Source organism: Aeromonas sp. 97A (assembly GCF_051919185.1).
GTDB classification, from domain to species: Bacteria; Pseudomonadota; Gammaproteobacteria; order Enterobacterales; family Aeromonadaceae; genus Aeromonas; species Aeromonas veronii.
Map to the genome: position 1 here is coordinate 413,578 of NZ_JBQBFF010000001.1, position 18,095 is coordinate 431,672.

Annotated in this window: 16 protein-coding genes and 1 other RNA gene; 8 read left to right on the forward strand and 9 right to left on the reverse strand. The window is 51.9% G+C overall.

All coding sequences use genetic code 11. The annotated features are described in order from the left end of the window. Window positions 1-441: 441 nt before the first annotated feature. The gene (locus ACTG27_RS01950) at window positions 442-789 is read left to right on the forward strand and encodes a helix-turn-helix domain-containing protein (RefSeq protein WP_029303609.1); all 348 of its coding nucleotides are present in this window, start codon (window positions 442-444) and stop codon (window positions 787-789) included. 1 nt (window position 790) lies between these two features. Here ACTG27_RS01950 and ACTG27_RS01955 read toward each other — a convergent pair whose 3' ends face one another. From ACTG27_RS01955 to ACTG27_RS01970, 4 genes are all read right to left on the reverse strand, one after another. Beyond that, a complete protein-coding gene (locus ACTG27_RS01955) occupies window positions 791-1,729 on the reverse strand; it encodes a recombination directionality factor (protein WP_268453324.1) in 939 nt (312 codons plus the stop codon). After that, the gene (locus tag ACTG27_RS01960; RefSeq protein WP_042048593.1) at window positions 1,726-2,727 is read right to left on the reverse strand and encodes a YqaJ viral recombinase family nuclease; all 1,002 of its coding nucleotides are present in this window, start codon (window positions 2,725-2,727) and stop codon (window positions 1,726-1,728) included. The genes ACTG27_RS01955 and ACTG27_RS01960 overlap by 4 nt, the downstream gene beginning before the upstream one ends. 96 nt (window positions 2,728-2,823) lie before the next feature. Next, a complete protein-coding gene (locus tag ACTG27_RS01965) occupies window positions 2,824-3,777 on the reverse strand; it encodes a DUF932 domain-containing protein (protein WP_029303612.1) in 954 nt (317 codons plus the stop codon). Between the two features lie 543 nt (window positions 3,778-4,320). Next, the gene (locus ACTG27_RS01970) at window positions 4,321-6,351 is read right to left on the reverse strand and encodes a hypothetical protein (protein ID WP_439978986.1); all 2,031 of its coding nucleotides are present in this window, start codon (window positions 6,349-6,351) and stop codon (window positions 4,321-4,323) included. Between the two features lie 130 nt (window positions 6,352-6,481). Here ACTG27_RS01970 and ACTG27_RS01975 point away from each other — a divergent pair, with 130 nt between their 5' ends. The 5 genes from ACTG27_RS01975 to ACTG27_RS01995 all read left to right on the forward strand — a co-directional run bounded on the left by ACTG27_RS01975 (window position 6,482) and on the right by ACTG27_RS01995 (window position 10,442). Continuing rightward, window positions 6,482-6,700: a helix-turn-helix transcriptional regulator gene (locus ACTG27_RS01975; protein WP_231557000.1), complete on the forward strand. Its 219-nt coding sequence runs from the start codon at window positions 6,482-6,484 to the stop codon at window positions 6,698-6,700. Beyond that, the gene (locus ACTG27_RS01980) at window positions 6,678-8,261 is read left to right on the forward strand and encodes a YfjI family protein (protein WP_439978987.1); all 1,584 of its coding nucleotides are present in this window, start codon (window positions 6,678-6,680) and stop codon (window positions 8,259-8,261) included. The genes ACTG27_RS01975 and ACTG27_RS01980 overlap by 23 nt, the downstream gene beginning before the upstream one ends. 446 nt (window positions 8,262-8,707) lie before the next feature. Beyond that, entirely contained in the window at window positions 8,708-9,394 is a 687-nt protein-coding gene (locus tag ACTG27_RS01985) for an inovirus Gp2 family protein (RefSeq protein WP_111896691.1), read from the forward strand. Further along, window positions 9,345-9,692, forward strand: a complete 348-nt coding sequence (locus ACTG27_RS01990; protein ID WP_439978988.1) for an H-NS family histone-like protein — start codon at window positions 9,345-9,347, stop codon at window positions 9,690-9,692. The genes ACTG27_RS01985 and ACTG27_RS01990 overlap by 50 nt, the downstream gene beginning before the upstream one ends. A gap of 345 nt (window positions 9,693-10,037) precedes the next feature. Then, complete coding sequence (locus ACTG27_RS01995) at window positions 10,038-10,442, forward strand: H-NS family histone-like protein (protein ID WP_010673971.1); 405 nt, start codon at window positions 10,038-10,040, stop codon at window positions 10,440-10,442. Window positions 10,443-10,504: 62 nt separating this feature from the next. On the opposite strand, the gene ACTG27_RS02000 is transcribed toward ACTG27_RS01995, so the two are convergent. The 3 genes from ACTG27_RS02000 to smpB all read right to left on the reverse strand — a co-directional run bounded on the left by ACTG27_RS02000 (window position 10,505) and on the right by smpB (window position 12,922). Further along, window positions 10,505-11,743: an integrase domain-containing protein gene (locus ACTG27_RS02000; RefSeq protein ID WP_010673972.1), complete on the reverse strand. Its 1,239-nt coding sequence runs from the start codon at window positions 11,741-11,743 to the stop codon at window positions 10,505-10,507. Between the two features lie 164 nt (window positions 11,744-11,907). Then, window positions 11,908-12,267: a transfer-messenger RNA gene (ssrA, locus tag ACTG27_RS02005) on the reverse strand. Window positions 12,268-12,433: 166 nt separating this feature from the next. Next, window positions 12,434-12,922 (reverse strand): SsrA-binding protein SmpB, encoded by a 489-nt coding sequence (gene smpB / locus ACTG27_RS02010; RefSeq protein WP_005334498.1) that lies wholly within the window; start codon window positions 12,920-12,922, stop codon window positions 12,434-12,436. A gap of 169 nt (window positions 12,923-13,091) precedes the next feature. Between smpB and ACTG27_RS02015 the strand changes: the two genes are divergently transcribed. Then, window positions 13,092-13,526, forward strand: coding sequence for an SRPBCC family protein (locus ACTG27_RS02015; protein ID WP_005334496.1), 435 nt, complete (start codon window positions 13,092-13,094; stop codon window positions 13,524-13,526). Next, on the forward strand, window positions 13,519-13,866 hold the full coding sequence (locus ACTG27_RS02020; RefSeq protein ID WP_019446547.1) for an RnfH family protein: 348 nt from the start codon (window positions 13,519-13,521) through the stop codon (window positions 13,864-13,866). Before ACTG27_RS02015 ends, ACTG27_RS02020 begins: the two co-directional genes overlap by 8 nt. A gap of 81 nt (window positions 13,867-13,947) precedes the next feature. Here the strand turns inward: ACTG27_RS02020 and ACTG27_RS02025 are convergent, their stop codons facing one another. Both ACTG27_RS02025 and fadE read right to left on the reverse strand, forming a co-directional pair. After that, window positions 13,948-15,222, reverse strand: a complete 1,275-nt coding sequence (locus ACTG27_RS02025; RefSeq protein ID WP_439978989.1) for an amidohydrolase — start codon at window positions 15,220-15,222, stop codon at window positions 13,948-13,950. A gap of 181 nt (window positions 15,223-15,403) precedes the next feature. Further along, a complete protein-coding gene (gene fadE / locus ACTG27_RS02030) occupies window positions 15,404-17,860 on the reverse strand; it encodes an acyl-CoA dehydrogenase FadE (protein ID WP_439978990.1) in 2,457 nt (818 codons plus the stop codon). Window positions 17,861-18,095: the final 235 nt, after the last annotated feature.

The following is an 18,095-nucleotide window of genomic DNA, read 5'->3' on the forward strand; positions in this document are numbered from 1 at the left end:
GCATCAGGTGAACGCTATGTCAGTCTTTGCAAATCAACCAGTAAAATAATCCAGCCAAAATTGGGTCGATAAGCAGTCCGAGCATGAACCAACCCCAGAATGAGCGCCCGTTGCCAGAGGCAACAATACCTAGCAGTAGAGCAAGTCCGATCCATAGCAGTGGGATTAACATGTTTGTTCTCCATTTCATGATTTTTGGCAATAGGAACCTATCCGACGAGATGGTCGGTTGGTTGAGCGTGATAAACGTGTTGTCAGCAGGCGTGCTGGCAGATGACCAAAGCCATCGTGGGAGAGTCAGGTGTTAGATCGTAGGGAGAGCTCCATTCAATTCAGGTCCATGTATTTCAATGAAAAAGATCTAATAGGTTGATATTCAACCCTACAGGTCCTTCATGTCAATGGGTCTCCATTCAACCATATGGGTTGATTGGAGGACTTATGACGAACATCAAAGTTGAGTTGCTGGCTAAAAGCGTGGGTAAGGCGATTGGGCGGCAGCGCCAGCAGGCGGGACTGACCCAGGAACAGGTGGCAGAGCACCTAAAGATCGGGATGGAAGCCGTCTCTCGGATGGAGCGCGGTATCGTGGTGCCGACCATTGCCCGGCTGGCTGAACTGGCTCAGCTGTTTGGGTGCGAGCTGGCCGATTTCTTGCGCGAAACCAGCCCGCGCCCAACTGAGCAGGGTATCGTCTTGGGGCAGAAACTCGCCCGGCTGGACAGCGACGACCGGGCATTGCTGCTGGAGACATTTGAGCGGTTGGTCGAGCGCCTGGCCAAATCCTGAGTTAGGGTGTACCGGGTGCCGGTGTGGCGTCCTTGCCTAGCTTGTTGGTTAACGGGGATGCCCGTGCTCGCGTTCCCCGTGGCTGGGCCACTGTTTGCGGTGCTGGTTCGGCAGTCGAATGCTCCCCTTCCTCCACCTGGGGGTAAAACTCTTCCAGCAGCATTGGCACCTCTTCATCCACTTCCTCGAACTGACCATTGCGCAGTAGCGCCCGCGCCACGGCTTCCATCTCGCTAATCGTCAGCCCAGCCTCATCATCCAGCAACGCTTCCTGCCGTGCCTGACAGACTGCCTCAGTCAGGGTCAGTTCATCGCGCAGGGTCAAATCCACGTAGTAGACCGGGGTACGGTAGGACTGGGTGGTGCTCTTGGCCCGCAGCCGTAAGGTCAGCGGCAGGTAGCGAGTCAGGCCACCACTCACCGCCTCAAAGTACTTGAGCCGTGCCGCCAGGGTCCGTACCGAGTTATAGCCGGTGGTGCGAAAGATAAAGCTGCCGAGTTCATCCCCCTGTCCCTCCACAAACAGGTTCAGTCGTCCGTACAGCTTGCAGCCCTGCTGCTGGCCATAAGGGCAGCGCTCCGGACCGGGGCAACTGACTTCCTCCATCCCTTGCGCCCCCACCCGTTTTGCCACCTCTCCATTGCCGACACAGAGCGGCCGTCCGGTTTGGCGGTCAAAGGCGCTGTACTCTGCCCGCAGGTTCAGATCGCTGTCATTGAACAGCACCCGTACCGGAATGGCGCGGATCTTGGCCTGCTCATGCCCTTGAGCGAACTGTTGATGCAAGGGATGGAGCAACCATCCCCCTTTCTGCTGTACCTGGGTGGTGAGGGTGAAACTGTCGTCCTTCTCCGGTACCCATTTCCCCTCTTTCTGTACCAGCTTGCCAATACAGATCCGCCCAATCACGGGCGGGGTAATCGCCAGTCCTTTGATCATGGTGTGTGTCTCCTGACAGCGTGAACTGCTTGAATGGTGAAACGGCGTGAGCCGGGCACCGGTTTGACGTAGTGGCTGAGCAAATCGGGATGATCCTGACCGAGCCGGTCCAGATCGGGGGTCAGCCGATCCTTGCTGCGTTTCCAGGTGATCTTGCCGTCGGCGAAGAGTCCCGCCGTGGCCTCACCCAGCGTGGCCTGTAGCCGCTGCTTGATCTGCGATTCACGTAGCTCCACTTCCTCCTTGTGCTCGCGCAGATGCAGCAACTCCCCGAACAGCTGGTTGAACTCGGGCGAATCTGACAAGTCCACCGTCTCGCCATCATCACGGGGAAATAGCCAGGCTAGCGCCGATCCTGCATCCTCCGAGCCATCGGGCTCGGGCTGCTGGTTGCTAGTGACTTGCTGCCAGAACTGCGCCTCACGCTCGGTGAGATCCCGGATCTTCTCCTCGTCGCGCTCGATGCGGTAAATCCGAAAATCTTGACCCCCGATCAGTACCGCCACTTCCGCCCAGGCATGACCGGTGACGGCGAGCTGATGGAGTACCTGACACTGGTAGGCGACCGGTACGCCCTCCTCCCATTGGGGGGCACTGTGATAGCTGGCAGTCTTGATTTCGAGGATGCCGGGGCCGTCGGGGTGGCCCACCACCTCCCGGTCGAGATTGGCGAGCATAAACAGGTGCTCGGGGTGCTGTAGTACCGCATTGACCCGGCGCACCCGATAACCGGTGCGCTTGGCGTAGACCTGCGCCAACACCGGTTCGAGCTCGATACCCCACAGCACAGCTTCTTTGTGGGAGATATCTTCCGGCTCCTTACGCCCGGTCTTTTCCAGCCACAGTGACAGCGGGCATTTATAGGGTGAGAGGCCCACCGCAACGGCGGCATCGGATGAACCTAGCCCAAGCTTGCGGATCGCCAACCACTGCTTGCGAGAGAGGTCGGTGGTGGAGGCTAAGCGAATAGCCTGACCGTATTTGGCTTTTGCTTTCATCATTACTCCTTGTCAGCGGCATAAACGTCCCCGCCCGGCCTGATGGCTGGGTAGGGGTCTATGACGGGTAAATGAAATAAATCGGTAGAGCGGGGATTACTGCAGCAGAGTAAGGGCCTGATTGAGGGCCTGAGACTTTAGCTGAGCACCCTGACCAAACCAGGCAGAGTCCAGGCGATAGTCCTGACTTCGGGCACGGCGATGATGGTCCACATATTCCGTCACCGCATTGACCAGCCCCCAGGCGGTATTCTGGGAGCTGGCCAACTCCGAGCCCATACCGGCGCCTTGATATAGCTCGTGGAGCTGTTGGACTGGTCGGGTGAGGATAATTTGATTGTCGGCATCCAATGGCTGGTCCAGCAGGACGCTAAAGAAACGTAGCGCCTCTTCTGGGGCAACAGGACGGGCAGCCAATGCTTTGGTCTGGGTTTTGAATTCATCCCAATGAGCAAGTCCCAACCCTAATTCCTCTTTGACAATAGCCGGGTCAAATGTCGTCGAGTGAGAGACTTTGACTGCCCCAGTGCTATTACGCAACGCCATCTGCAGGGTGTTATTACAGACCACTCGCAATGAGGTAAATTGCGCCGTGGTGCAGAGCGTGCCGTCGCAGCTGGTTGCCAGCAGCAGATAGGACTTCACCAAGTCATTGCCTTTGAGTTTCAAGTCTTGGCCGGTACGGGCCAGCGCCCACAATTTACGGCCGCCCTTAAGTGAGCCAGCGGTTTCTAATTCAAAGCCGCCGATTTCCACTAAATCCTGATAGAAGTGCAGCACCTCATGGGGCTGTACCACGTTATAGCGTTGGGAGACGACCGACAGGGGTTCGAGCGTGTCGGATCGGTAAAGCACCTTGCTGTCTTTATAGGGGCGAATATGCAAGGCATCGGTAGCAACGTTAAACATCACATTGCTCTGCTCGATGGTCCAGTCCATTCCGGCAGCTTTAAGCCAGATCTCCAAGGATTGTCGTGGGGGTAAGATATTTCCGAGGCCGTGCCAGGGTGTTTGGCCAGTGTAGGCCATGGTATCGATGAGATGAGCCATATATCAATCTCCAATGAAAAAGGGGCTGGCAAAGCAGCTCCAGAGGTAGGTTCATAGAGAGAATATATATCTGAAATTTATTTGATTGAAGGTAATCGGAATGCAAGGTGACAGCACAGCACCATAAAATCAGACGGTGCTATATGAAAATGCCAGACGGCCGCCAGTAATGTTTTGGGGTTCATTTGCAGCTGATATTTTTGATATTCCAGATATTTTTGATATTCGTATCTGAAAGTATCTGGAGGGGCATGCTTGATGGGGTGCAGGAATCTTGATGACAAGGGGCTAAGAAGTAACCATTCACCAGAGTAGAAGTAGGTAGTGCGCTATTATATCGCCCGTGTACTAACCTACGCTAGGGTAACTTGCACCGACCAAAACAATAAAGTAACCACATATTCAAAGCATTCTTCGCAGTCTAGTTTTGTTAGGGAGGGTGCGAATAAGCACCCTCCACAACGAAACTGAAAAATTTAGTTTATTAAATTCAAATGCTTACAAGGGCGCATTTTTATGTTTGGTGACTTATTCGCACCTTCCTTAGGCAAAAGTGGCCTCATATGCCATAAACAATAATCCAACGATGTTGGATTTTTCACCCAACCTGATAATGTTTTTAACATTGTCACCAGGAACAGATAAATACGCTACGATACTTCTATAGTCTAGGAGGCAGATCGCGAGAGTCGTTCCTTTAAGACAGTGGATTAGGTTATCATTTAATTCCGCTCTAGTTACTATTTTGTTTCTAACTAAATCATTTGCAAAGCTTACAGGGTCGCTATCATCGAAATTGATCTTATCTAGCCCAATCAAAATTTTACCGCATATAAAATTAAGACGTTCAAGTGAATCGTGACAAATTAACTTGGAATCATAATTGACCTTATGAATATTCACGGTCCGAACACTCTGCTCTAAAGCACATGTACGTTGATTGTGAGGCGGGGTAGTATGTCGCGCGATGGTAAAATTATAACTATAGATAGCTCGTGCTATGTACAGATTGTACTTGCTGTATTCATTCACACTAAAAAACATAGAATATTTATAATACGTGTTTTTAGAAAGCCAGGAGTTTAAATGATTAGGTGTGAATACAGGAATGAGCATATCCCCCTGATAATTTAAGGTGTCATTAAGTTGTGGTAGTAATGATATGTTTTTTACAGTTGCTCTTCTTTGGTTGTGATTTAATCCTATTGCAAGTACACCCAATGCGTATTTATTTGACCCATACTTAAATAATTCCACTTCACTTAAGCTGTCTATTATGTCTAGAGCTTCTTCTGGTGAATCTTCTTTGATGTAATTGAGTATCAGCAGTAAAGGTGCATGCTGATAAAAATAACTATAATATTCATTGTCAATGTCATTTGCCAGTTCTACAATTGTAGAGAAGTGATTGACATCAAACACAATATAGTTTGTTTTGTCCGGAGTTGCGCTTTGGTTGTACTCAACCTTAATGTATCCATTATCATTTTTCAGGTGGCAAAAATAAGATACATGTGGAGGAAATACCATTTGTGATAGTAAATCCAACTGCGAATTTAATTGGTTTAAATCAACTTCTTCATTATGGAGGTTTATTGTAGGCGTTCCAAAAAGTAACGTAATACAATCAATGACATTCTCCAGTAACTTTATCCTCTTCTCATCCACTCGCAACGGTGGCGGCAATCCGAGTGATATCCCCTCTACTTCATAAATTGTATTGTAATCATATTCAAGAGCGGATTTTAAGGTGTATGTTAAGTGGTTCAGTATGGAGCAGGTACTGAGAGTGAGTTTGCTGTAGGTGTTGTAAAAATGACCGAACATGCCAGTTTTATTATCTATATCTTGCAGAATTATAACGGCAGTGTAAGCAGCAGCTATTGAATTCATGTTAAAGATAGAACTATCAAAGTTATTCTCAGAGAGTTGTAAATTACAATCTTTTATCTTTTTATTTAATGTTTTAGAGGTTTGATTGTCCTCATTGTTTAGTTCATTTAAAAAATCCAATAATTTTTGAATAAAAAACTCTGCCATTTCACGGTCAATTTGTTTATGTTCACAAAGTTTTGAAGTAAAGGAGCTATTAATATATTTACGCAAGTATTTTTTTGCTGTTAGCTTATTGAAACTCCCTTTTATCCCATCTGTTATTACCAAGTGTTCCAGTCTCAGAATTTTGTCAAGATGATAGTAGATAGACTCTTCAGTAGCTTTATCCTTAAAAATATAGAAATCAGCACATATCAATGGAATTAGTGCATTTTTAATATAAATTTCGTCTATGTCATCAATTGACCCTTTAACAATAATGTTTTTCCGGATCATTTTATTGCATAAACGTTCTAATATATCCATATGGTTTAATAGAATGGTAGGTGGCAAATTGCTACCATCGTGTAGGCGTTTTGTTATTTTTTTCAGTGTTTTTTGTAAATCATATTTTTCAGAATTTGATGGACGTTCACGGCGCAAACTTTCGCCGGTCTTCTTGGTTGGGCGGACCGGGCTACTAAACCCAAGGGCCTTTGCTATAGCGTCGAAAAAAATCATAAAGAAGTGTGTTGTCATGATTTACCCGTTGGGATCGTAGTTTTTCCCCCCTGACCTTACCCCAGAGGCCCGCCATAATGCGAGCTCATTCAATTAGACGTTAGAGGGATTTCACATGACACTAGAGACAATAGACCCCATCATCAGGATGGCTGAGCTTTCCAAGCTAATTAGTCTATCTAGATCAACTATTTACGACAAGCTGAACGCCAGGTCTTCCCGGCATGATCCCAGCTTTCCCAAGGCGATAAAACTTGGCAAGTCAGCGATCGGCTGGCGTCAGAGCGAGGTCAATCAATGGATCGCAACCAGGTCACAAAGTAGTCAAACAATGGAGGTCAAAAATGAATCAACACAGAGCCATTGAAGCTGTCATTGAGCGGTTAGATCAGTCCCTTTGGGATACACTGGATGTCGTCGCCTATAAAACAAAGGCCCCGAGATTTATGATCTTGACTCAAATGTTGTCTGTAATGGCTATCGCATCGCAGCAGTTGGTAGATATTAGCCCAAAAAGTGAGATGAAAATACCGGCATCACTTTACACTCTAATTCTAGCTGCTTCTGGCGAGAGAAAAAGCACGGTCGATAAGCTACTGATGAAACCAGTTCGTGAATTTGAAAAATGCTTAGCTGAGCAGGTAGATGCTGCACAGCAGAAATATCAGATCGAACTGGAATTGTGGAATATAAAGAAAAAAGTGTTAAGGAAGGAATTAGATGAGATGCATAAAAAAGGTGATGAGCAGCCCATTATAATAGAGGCATGGCACACTCACCATTCAAATATGCCTATAGCTCCGGTAGTTAAGAGGATTTTAGCTGAGGATATAACAGTCGCAAAACTGAAGTCGATGTTAGCTGAGAAGAATACGTCATTAGCTCTGGTGTCCGATGAAGCTGGGACACTACTGTCGAGTGACTTGATGAAAGATAATGCATTGTTTAACTCACTATGGTCAGGTCAAACTATACGTGTTGACAGAGCCAATGCCCCTGAAGTTCATATTGAAGGTGCTCGTTTGACTTTGAGCATGCAAATCCAGCCTGATATATATAGAACATTCAGAGATAGTAATGGTGATGCGATGAGAAGCTCTGGATTAGACGCTCGAATTCTACTGTGTGAGCCTGAGTCAGAGATTGGCTATCGTCAAGAAGATAGGGATGATAGCGCATCACTAGATGATAAAATTAAATTAGGTAGATTTAGCTCAAGGATTGATGCATTACTGCAAGAAGGGCTCGAGATGAGAGCACAAGGCCAGGAGCGTCATTGCCTGAATTTAACAGAAAGTGCTAAGAAAATTTGGAATGACAAGTTTAATGACATTGAATACGCAATGAGGCGTGGGGAATATTTGGAGCACTATAAAGATTTTGGTTCAAAGTTTATGGAGCAGGCGTCAAGAATTGCGGCGGCACTTCATGTGTTTAAAAACATAAACTACAGAGCCACGCTTGTGACTCATGAAACTATGCAGACTGCTATTGAACTAGCTGAAATATACTTACATCAAGCATTGATAATATTTAGATTGCCCGAGGCTAGGGAGTTCGTGGACGAGACACATGTTAATAAGCTACTGGAGTGGATTATTCATAACTGGAATAATGAGCTGTTTTTGAAAGGTGACATTAGACGAAGTGGCCCACATTGTATTCGTAATTCGAATAAGCTAGAAGATGCAATAGAAGTTCTTATTGCTCGAGGAGATATCATTTGCTTTAAAAAGAAACAGTCAATCTATATTTCTTTATCTTGGAAGAAATACCCTAGGCTTGTTAGGCGCTCTTTAGTCCGCACCCGTGATAGAATTTATGTTAGCGAGCTAGTCGAATATCAAGGAAGACGCCATTCAGGAATACCATCAGTTGAACTTTTTGAGAGACCGTTGATTGACATGAGAAATAAGCTCCGACACTAATGGTTGCACCATACCCATACATTAAGGTTCAGTATTAACTGATTGCAGTACTCCGCTTAAGTAACTTAAGAGTGTTGTTATATAGGGCGGTATCATAACTGCATCTGAATTAGGAACCCTATGTCTATATTTTAGTATATATGTTCATTTGATTGAGTAGTGTATGGGCTTATTTAGATAGGCCATGATGCGGTATATGTATTATATATAGCAATACATATAGTAATACATACACTCTTATATACATCTATAGCCATGCACACTACTAACGATGCATATACGCTATGCAATCTAACGATGGGGTAGCGTGAAGACTACATGCCTCTAAGCATGTACCACTATGGATAGCATCCAGAGCATGGTGTATTTACTTAAGCAAAAAATATATCTATTTATTTAATTCAATAACTATACCTCCGTGTCTATTCACCAAGGTAGGGACTCCTATGTTGAATCACTTAAAAAATTCAGTATTGAAGATGAAAGCACTTACTAGATTATACACAGATAGTTACGGCCCCATGAATTGCACCTATTTGAGACGTAGTCTGGATGTTGTTTCCGATACCCTTGCCAGGTATCCCCGTGTTTATGCGCTGCGGGTAGACCTGCGCTTTGCTGTTGAGTCACCTGAAGATGATGCTGACACGCTGACCTGCCTACAGCGGGCTGACCCGTCAGTGATTACTCGCTTTATGGAGTCCCTGAAAAGCCAACTACGTGCGGACCACTATCGTCAGAAACGACGTGGTACTCCGTCTCTACCGGCCTTTATCTGGTGCCGTGAGCAGGATACCTCGGCATCACCCCATTACCACCTGATGCTGCTCTTTAACAAAGACGTCTATGCCTTTCTGGGAGACTATCGGGACTATGACGCTAACAATATGGGAACCAGGATCCAGAAGGCGTGGTGCAGCGCCCTGAGCCTCCCTTATCCTGATAACGCGACGTTAGTGAATTTTCCTGATAATCCGCAGTACCGGTTTGATCGCCAGTCAGCCCGAGAGCTAGATGACAACTTCGAAGCATTTTTGTTTCGTATGGCGTACCTGAGTAAAAAGAATACGAAGAGCGGCGGTGATGGCTACCGCAACTTTGGTACTAGCCAACTACTTCGGGCTGAGCATTGATTTATTAGGGTGGCAAATGAAGCTTGCATCAAGTGTGTTTACAGATACCCGATCGTTACGGTCGGCATTAAAGGGATTGTCATCGGAGGATTTGTTAGCACTGAATGCTGAAATCGAGGCGATAGCGCTGGAGCGCATTGAGGAAGAGGAGGCTGCGAGGGTAAGAGCACATGAGCGGCAGCAGGTGATCGCTGACATTAAAGAATTGCTCGCTTTAGAGCGTATTAATCCTGAAGAGCTGTTAGCGTTCACCAGATGCCCTGTAAGCTCGTCTAAGCGAAACCGGAAACTTGGGTAGTATAAACAACAGCTGCTTCTGTATGAACGTTCTAGTAGCATTTACGGAGATGACTAGTCTGTTAAGCACAGCGAGGGGACCAATCCCCTCGTTTTTATGTGTTGCGTATAAATACAACAAATTCAAATGGACACTGATGACGACAGAATGCTAAAACGATAATTAATGGCATTTGCATCGATGAGGTGTAATAGCGTAAAATTCAACACTGTTATTACTACCTGAATCGTGCTGTTCACTATTCAGACCAGTCACCAGAACGATCCAGATTGAAAGACCTATATCACCAGAGTCAGTAGCTATCCATGTGGCTGACGGTGTGCCCCTTATTGAGAGATCTTAATCATGACTGAATTTCTGAAAGTGTTGCTGAATATTCGTAGCTTGCGGGCTGCATTGCGTGAGCTCTCCTTTGAACAGTTGCAAGAAGCGAATGAGAAGTTCTCCTCGATTTATAACGAGCGGGTTGCTGAGATAGAAAAGACCCGCGCAGCCGATGCCGAGCGTTTGGCCAAGCTGGCCGAATTCCAAGCAATGCTGGCTGATGCTGGCATTGACCCTACTGAGCTCGTACAGGGCGTTCCAGCCGGGAAAGCTCAACGTGATGGCACGAAACGTGCTCCGCGTCCGCCGAAGTATCGTTATATGGCAAATGGTGAAGAGCGCACCTGGACCGGCCAGGGACGCACTCCTAAAGCGTTGGCCGCCATGCTGGAGCAAGGCAGGCAGTTGGAAGAATTCCTGATTTGATGTCAAAAGGACTGGCTAACCAGTCCTTTTTCTATTGCGTTGTTGAGTTATTGAAACTTAGCTCAGCTGACATTTGACGATGGCAACCACGTCAGTGCTGAACCGACTCTGGATGCTGCATCGATATATTCTGACCACCAGACCATCATTTCTCGGCGACGTTCCAGATAATCCGTGCGGTTGTATGCGCTACGGACTTCATCTTTGTCAGAGTGCGCCAAGGCAGCTTCTATAACGTCTCGATCAAATCCTCTCTCGTTCAGGGTGGTGCTGCCCAAGGCTCGCAGGCCGTGAGCGACCAAGGTCCCTTCATATCCCATTCTTTTCAAGGCCGCATTGGCTGTTTGCTCGTTGGTGTGCGTTTTAGGATTACGGATACCAGGGAAGATAAATTCACGATGGCCGCTGATCGGTCGCATGAGGTCCAGGTAGGCAAGTGTCTGCGGCGTCAAGGGCACGTCATGACCTCTGCGCTTCTTCATTCTCTCTGGTGGGATCCGCCAGAGTTTCTTTTCCATATCGATCTCTGCCCACCTTGCTCCGGCCGCCTCGCTGGGGCGAGCCAAGGTATGCAGGCTCCATTCGATGAGGCAGCGGGTCTGCAAATTGATGCTGGCCTTCGATAGCCTGTTCATCAGTTCTGGTAACTGGTTGGGGTTAATGCTGGGCATGTGCTGTTTGGCTGGCCGCTGAAACACCTTGCTGATCCCCGAGCAAGGGTTGGCGTCGATCAGACCAGAGTTAACAGCAAAGGTCATGATCTCGTTCACCCGTTGCGTGAGGCGACGCACGGTTTCGAGTTTTCCAGCAGCAGCGATGGGCTCGATGATCTTGATGGCTCGCTGTGCCTTTATTTCCATAACGGGCACTGTGCCTATCTCGGGGAACAGGTACATTTCGAGAGAACGCCAGAGATCCTCGGCATATGCCGGGGTGACGGAAGGGCGCTTAACATCAAACCAGCGCTTGGCGACGGCTTCAAAGGTGTGCTCGCTCTGTGATAACGCAGCGGATGCCTGCTCATCACGATGGTGTTGGGGATCGATGTTTTGTTGCAGCAACGTTTTGGCTTCGGAGCGTTTCTCTCTCGCTTCAGCCAACGACATCTCCGGCCAGGAGCCAAAGCTGATCATGTTTCTCTGTTTAGTTAGGGGGCGGTAGTAACGCAGGCGCCACAACTTGGAGCCATTGGGCTTGATGACGAGCTCCAGACCAGCCCCGTCGCAGAGGGTGTATTCCTTCTCTTTGGGCTTGGCTGCTTTGATCTCGGTTGGGGATAAGGGACGGGTGATACGAGGCATAGGCATACGCTCCGGAAGGCATACAAAACGATATGCCTAACGATATGCCTAAAAGGGCTGGATGGCAACGCACCCCATTGGACAGCATAAGACAACAAAAAACCCGCAAAGCCTTATGCTATGCGGGTTTCTTGGACTTCGTTGGTCACTGTTGGACCGGTATTTGGTGGAGCTGGGGGGATTTGAACCCCCGTCCAAAATTACTACATCCTTGGCACTACATGCTTAGTCACTCTTTACATTCGCCAACCCGCTGCGGAGAGACACGCCACGAATTGACTAGCTCGATTGGTTTTAATGCTTCCGCCCCGAGCAGGACTTCCACACGATCCTGTGAAGGATGACCTTCCGATTCCCTAGGACACAGGCAAGCTAGGGTAGAAGGGCTCTATGCAGGTTATTAAGCTGCTAGTGCGTAGTTTTCGTCGTTTGCGACTATTTTTTTGCGGTTTATTAACGAGGCCTACCGCACCTCGGCATGCACCTTGGGTTTCGTGAATCTTGTCGAATCCAGAATCAGCCCCAAGTTGTTAATTGCGATTGTACGCAAAAATGCTGTCATAGCAAGGCGTTGATACCCATTCCTTCTGTCAGCCAGTCTGTTTGCCGATTTATTGTACGCAGCTGAGCCTGAAGAGCCAGCTGCGCCGGGGGAAGGTGAACTGGCGTCCTGATCCTGCCAGTCGCAGGTTAGCCGCGATGCTTGTTCTTCATGATGCGGGCTTTTTCCCGATCCCATTCGCGGGCTTTGGTATCTTCGCGCTTGTCGTGCTCTTTCTTGCCCTTCACCAGGCCGATCTCGACCTTGACCCAGCACTGTTTCCAGTAGAGGGCGAGGGGAACTATGGTGTAGCCCTGACGGGCGATCAGGCTTTCGAGCTTGTCGAGTTCACGACGGCTCAGCAGCAGTTTGCGGGTGCGGGTCGGGTCACATACCACATGGCTGGAGGCCGCTTGCAGTGGCAGGAAGCTGGAGCCGAACAGATAGGCCTCGCCATCGCGAAAGATGACATAGGCTTCGCTGATGTTGGCCTTGCCCGCCCGCAGGGATTTGACTTCCCACCCTTGCAGGGACAGACCCGCTTCGATCTTCTCTTCGATGAAGTATTCGTGGCGCGCGGTTCTGTTGAGTGCAATGGTGCTGGACCCGGCTTTGTTTTTACTGTTTTTTTTGCTCATGACGGGCGATTTCCGGCAATGACTAGGAGGCTCGTATTATACGTAGGCAGGGGCGGCTGTAAAACGCGCAGCAGGTCAAGTGGTGGCTTTCTGAGCGGTTTGGCTGAGGTTTTACCTCCACAACCCCCAACATGGTGATAAAATCGCGCCGATTGGATGAGGAAAAACCATGCCCCGAATTACGCGCAGTGCCCTGGTGATGTTCAGTGCAGAACAGATGTTCAAGTTGGTTAACGATGTGGATGCCTATCCGCAGTTTTTGCCCGGCTGTGTCGGCAGCCGTGTCCACGAGGCTGGCGATGACTACATGATGGCGTCGGTCGATGTGGCCAAGGCGGGGATTGCCAAGACCTTTACTACCCGCAATCAGCTGGATGTGAACCGTCAGATCAGGATGGAGCTGGTGGATGGCCCGTTCCGCAAGCTGGCGGGCTGGTGGACCTTTACCCCGCTCGATGTCGACGCCTGCAAGGTGGAGTTTGATCTCGATTTCGAGTTTACCTCCAAGCTCATCGAGGTGGCCTTTGGTCAGGTATTCCGCGATCTGGTGAGCTCCATGGTCTCCGCCTTCTCCAACCGGGCGAAGGAGGTCTACGGTGTCTGACCAGCTCAATATCGAGGTTGTCTATGCCTTGCCGCAGCAGCAGACGGTGATTGCCCTGCGGGTGGCGCCCGAGACCTGCGTGCAGGCGGCCATCGAGCAGTCCGGCATCGTACAAAAACACCCCGAGATCGATCTGGCGGTCAACAAGTTCGGTATCTACAGCCGCCCGGTGAAAGGGAGCGAGCCGCTGCACGACGGCGATCGTATCGAGATCTACCGCCCGCTCATCGCCGATCCCCGCGAGATGCGCAAAAAGCGGGCCGAGAAGGCCAAAGAGGAGGGGAGAGCCGATAGCGTGACCGGTGGTCGCCCCGATGTGCATCGCAAGCACCGCGAGTAGCGCTCAGATTTTTCTTGCAGAAAAAAGGCGCCGAGGCGCCTTTTTTTGATCCCGTTAGCCGGTGAGCTGGCCGAGGGGATATCAAGAGAGGGTTGCTTCTACCACACCCAGCCGTGCGCGTGCCCAGGCGGCCAGCAGCTCGACCCCGCTTTGCATAACCCGCTCATCGAAATCGAATTCGTTGTGATGGTGCGGCGCCGCCAGATCGGCCCCCAGGATGAGGTAAGCCGCTTCGCCCCCCTGCTTTTGCACCCGCTCCATCAGAAAACCGGCATCTTCGCTGGCGCCAAAGCGGCGAGTCTGGATAGTGGCGAGCCCCTGCTTGCGGGCCAGCGCCGCCAGTTCGGCTTGCAGGGCCGGGCTGTTGTCGAGGGCAATGGCCTCACCCTGCTTGATGATGCGATAGGTGACACCGTGGGCGAGGGCAGTCCCTTCGACGATGCGCTGTACCTGACTGAACATGTAGTCGTTGAGCGCGCTGTCGGCGCCGCGGGTCTCACCGCGCAGCTCGGCATGATCGGGGATGACGTTGCGGCCGCTGCCGGCGTGAAGCTGGCCGACGTTGATGCGGGTCATGCCGTCGCGGTGGCGGGGAATGCCGAGCATGGCGGTGGTGGCCATGCAGGCGGCTGCCAGCGCATTGCTGCCGGCATTGGGTTCGAGTCCCGCGTGGGCGGCGGTGCCCATAAAGTGGACGTCGAACTTGGTGGAGCAGAGAAACTCGGTGGGGTTGATCACCAGCTCGCCGCTGCCAGCGTGAATACCGATATGGAGCGAAAGCAGGGCATCCACGTCATCGAGTGCGCCACCGGCCGCCAGCGCCTTGCCACCGCGGCACCCCTCTTCGGCGGGCTGGAAGAAGAGCTTGATACGACCGCACAGCTGCTCCTTCATCGCCATCAGGCTGCTGGCCAGCCCCATGCCGATGGCGGTGTGGCCATCGTGGGCGCAGGCGTGCATCCACCCCTTGTTGTGGGAGGCAAAACCCTCCTGCTGCGGTTGGTGTTGTTCAGCATCGGACTCTTCCACCTCCACCGCGTCGATATCGAAGCGAAAGGCCAGGGTCGGACCGGGACGGCTGGTATCCAGCTCTCCCATCAGGCCAGTGACATCACCGATCCGCTCCAGCCAGTCGGGATGGGCTCCCTGACGGCGGGCACGGGCCTTCTCGGCCGCCACATCCACATCACGGCCCATCATCAGATTGCTGGCCAGCAGTTTGTCGCCAAGCACAATGCGATAACCGAGCTCGCTCAGGTGGTGGGCAATCAGGCTGGTGGTGCGAAACTCTTTCCAGGCGGCTTCCGGCAGGCGGTGCAGGTCGCGGCGCCACAGGATCAGGTGCTCAAGGGTCATCTTGGCTTCCTTGGTGATTCGATTTGTCGGCTATTGTGCCTTTTTTCCCGGCTGACCACACGGGGGTAGCAGCTGGTCGGGGGAGCTATGCGTGCAAGTTGGGGCAATAGGGGGTCGTGAATGGGGATGATTGCCGATAATAAAACGCCTCCACAAGGGAGGCGTTGTCGATAGCTGGTTATCAGGCCGCGTGATGGTAAGCGGAGGCTTCAAACAGTTTCTTGTTGGCCACCAGATCGATGGGGTCAAAATCATCGACGTTGATGGTGCGCAGGCGACTTACTTCGGCGCGGCGCAGCAGCTCGGCTTCGCTCTGGGTCAGTACGCCAGCGGCCAGACCCATGTCGGCCACCTTGTCCAGTGCCATGAAGGGGCGCTTGATGCCATCGCTCTTGCAGACTTTCTCGAACAGTGGCTCGGCGGCCAGTACGTCGTCGAGGGCCTGCTCCAGCAGACCGAAGGGGTTGCCCTCTTCGCGAGTCAGGTATTGCCCCTTGGCCAGGCGGCTGCGGGTCTCGCTCGGGGTTTGCAGCAGATGGGCAACCTGTTGGTCCAGCTTGTCGCACGGACGGTTCAGGTCACGACCCAGCGGCAGCACCACGGCGCGCAGGGCAAGACCAATCCAGCGGTTCGGGAAGTTGCGCAGTAGCTCGTCGATCGCCTCTTGTGCCTTGAACATGGCATCTTGCAGTGCCCAGTGCAGCAGTGGCAGGTCGGCCTGCTGGCGTCCCTCATCCTGATAGCGCTTGAGGGCGCTTGAGGCCAGATAGAGCTGGCTCAGCACGTCGCCAAGACGGGCGGAGACCCGCTCCTTGCGCTTGAGCTCGCCACCCAGGGTGCCCATCGCCATGTCTGACAGGAACGCCAGGTTGGCCGAGAGGCGGGAGAGCTGCTGGTAGTAGCCCTTGGTCTGATCCTTGTAAGGGGCCGCGGCAAAGCGGGCGCCGGTGATACCGAGCCAGAAGCTGCGTACCAGGTTGCTGATGGCAAAGCCGACGTGGCTGAATACCGCCTTGTCGAAATCCTTCAGCGCCTGCTCCTTGTCGGGGTGGCTGGCGGCCAGCATCTCCGGCAGTACATACGGGTGGCAACGGATGGCGCCCTGACCGTAGATGATCATGCTGCGGGTCAGGATGTTGGCCCCTTCTACCGTAACGGCGATGGGGGCACCCTGATAGCCACGGGCCAGATAGTTGTTGGGGCCCATGCAGATGGCTTTGCCGCCGTGGATATCCATGGCATCGATGATGCACTTCTGGGCCCGGTCGGTGAGGTGGTATTTGACGATGGCGGAGATGACCGAGGGCTTCTCGCCAAGGTCGATACCGGTCACGGTCAGGTTGGCTGCGGCGCCCATGATGTAGGCGTTGCCGCCGATGCGGGCCAGCGGCTCTTCAATCCCTTCCATCTTGCCGATGGGCAGCTTGAACTGGCGACGGATGCGGCTGTAGGCACCGCTCGCCAGGGCCAGCATCTTGACGCCGCCAGTGCTGTTGGAGGGCAAGGTTATGCCGCGACCGACCGACAGACACTCGACCAGCATGCGCCAGCCCTGACCGGCCATGGCCGGGCCACCGATGATGAAATCGAGCGGGACGAACACATCCTTGCCCTGGGTCGGGCCGTTCTGGAACGGCACGTTGAGCGGGAAGTGGCGACGGCCGATGCCGACACCCTTGATGTGAGTCGGGATCAGCGCGCAGGTGATGCCGAGCTCTTCCTCTTCACCCAGCAGGTGTTCCGGATCACGCAGTTTGAAGGCGAGACCCAAGACGGTGGCGATAGGGGCGAGGGTGATGTAGCGCTTGTTCCAGGTGAGGCGCATACCGAGCACCTCTTTTCCTTCCCATTCGCCCTTGCAGACGATACCGAAGTCGGGGATGGAACCGGCGTCAGAGCCCGCCTCCGGGCTGGTCAGGGCGAAGCAGGGGATCTCTTTACCCACCGCCAGGCGGGGCAGGTAGTAATCCTTCTGCTCGTCAGTGCCATAGTGCTGCAGCAGTTCGCCCGGGCCCAGTGAGTTGGGCACGCCGACGGTGGAGGCGAGCACGGCGCTGGCACCGCACAGCTTTTGCAGGACACAGGACTGGGCGTAGGCCGAGAACTCCAGACCGCCATATTTCTTCTTGATGATCATGGCGAAGAACTTGTTGTCCTTCAGGTATTGCCACACCTCGGGGGAGAGGTCCGCGCGCTCGTGGGTCACTTCCCAGTCGCTCACCATGCGGCACACTTCCTCGACCGGGCCATCCATAAAGGCCTGCTCTTCGGCAGAGAGGGTGCTGACCGGGATGGCGTGCAGCTTTTTCCAGTCCGGGTTGCCCGCGAACAGATCTGCTTCCCACCAGGTGGTGCCCGCTTCAATCGCCTCTTTCTCGGTGCGGGACATCTCCGGCATGATCGATTTGTAGATCTTGAACAGCGGCTTGGTTATTTGATTGCGGCGAAATTCCACCAGATTGAGCGGGATGGCGATCACAGCGAACAGCGCCCATACCAGCAAGGGCACATGACCATAGAGGGCGCCAAGCACCAGGGCTGCGCCGGTGACCAGGGTGGAGATGAACAGGGATGCCCGGCGATAGGCCAGGGCTCCGATAACCAGGATCACCCCGAGCAGAGTGAGGGTCGTCGTCATTGCTTGCTCCTTGCGTGTATAAATGTGCCAACGTGGTGTAACTCATCCAGAGGTCTGACCTGTTGGATATGGCCCCTGTTGTAATTCATACGCACAAAGTTATCAAGCTGTTTACATCTTCATTACCTTCTCTCTGTGATCCCCATAACGCTCACGCGCCGCCAGCGCTGTGGCTCGCAGGGGGCGACTGTGCGATTCGCTTGTGCGAGAATAGCCGCGATCTACACGCACACTA

Bases quoted from the DNA above. Each gene is read 5' to 3' on its own strand.
- ACTG27_RS01985 (WP_111896691.1), top strand. From the start codon at position 8,708: ATGTTGAATCACTTAAAAAATTCAGTATTGAAGATGAAAGCACTTACT.
- smpB (WP_005334498.1), bottom strand. From the start codon at position 12,922: ATGAGCAAAAAAAACAGTAAAAACAAAGCCGGGTCCAGCACCATTGCA.
- ACTG27_RS01955 (WP_268453324.1), bottom strand. From the start codon at position 1,729: ATGATCAAAGGACTGGCGATTACCCCGCCCGTGATTGGGCGGATCTGT.
- ACTG27_RS01995 (WP_010673971.1), top strand. From the start codon at position 10,038: ATGACTGAATTTCTGAAAGTGTTGCTGAATATTCGTAGCTTGCGGGCT.
- ACTG27_RS01990 (WP_439978988.1), top strand. From the start codon at position 9,345: ATGGCTACCGCAACTTTGGTACTAGCCAACTACTTCGGGCTGAGCATT.
- fadE (WP_439978990.1), bottom strand. From the start codon at position 17,860: ATGACGACGACCCTCACTCTGCTCGGGGTGATCCTGGTTATCGGAGCC.
- ACTG27_RS01980 (WP_439978987.1), top strand. From the start codon at position 6,678: ATGAATCAACACAGAGCCATTGAAGCTGTCATTGAGCGGTTAGATCAG.
- ACTG27_RS02000 (WP_010673972.1), bottom strand. From the start codon at position 11,743: ATGCCTCGTATCACCCGTCCCTTATCCCCAACCGAGATCAAAGCAGCC.
- ACTG27_RS01960 (WP_042048593.1), bottom strand. From the start codon at position 2,727: ATGAAAGCAAAAGCCAAATACGGTCAGGCTATTCGCTTAGCCTCCACC.
- ACTG27_RS02025 (WP_439978989.1), bottom strand. From the start codon at position 15,222: ATGACCCTTGAGCACCTGATCCTGTGGCGCCGCGACCTGCACCGCCTG.
- ACTG27_RS01975 (WP_231557000.1), top strand. From the start codon at position 6,482: ATGGCTGAGCTTTCCAAGCTAATTAGTCTATCTAGATCAACTATTTAC.
- ACTG27_RS02015 (WP_005334496.1), top strand. From the start codon at position 13,092: ATGCCCCGAATTACGCGCAGTGCCCTGGTGATGTTCAGTGCAGAACAG.
- ACTG27_RS01970 (WP_439978986.1), bottom strand. From the start codon at position 6,351: ATGACAACACACTTCTTTATGATTTTTTTCGACGCTATAGCAAAGGCC.
- ACTG27_RS01965 (WP_029303612.1), bottom strand. From the start codon at position 3,777: ATGGCTCATCTCATCGATACCATGGCCTACACTGGCCAAACACCCTGG.
- ACTG27_RS01950 (WP_029303609.1), top strand. From the start codon at position 442: ATGACGAACATCAAAGTTGAGTTGCTGGCTAAAAGCGTGGGTAAGGCG.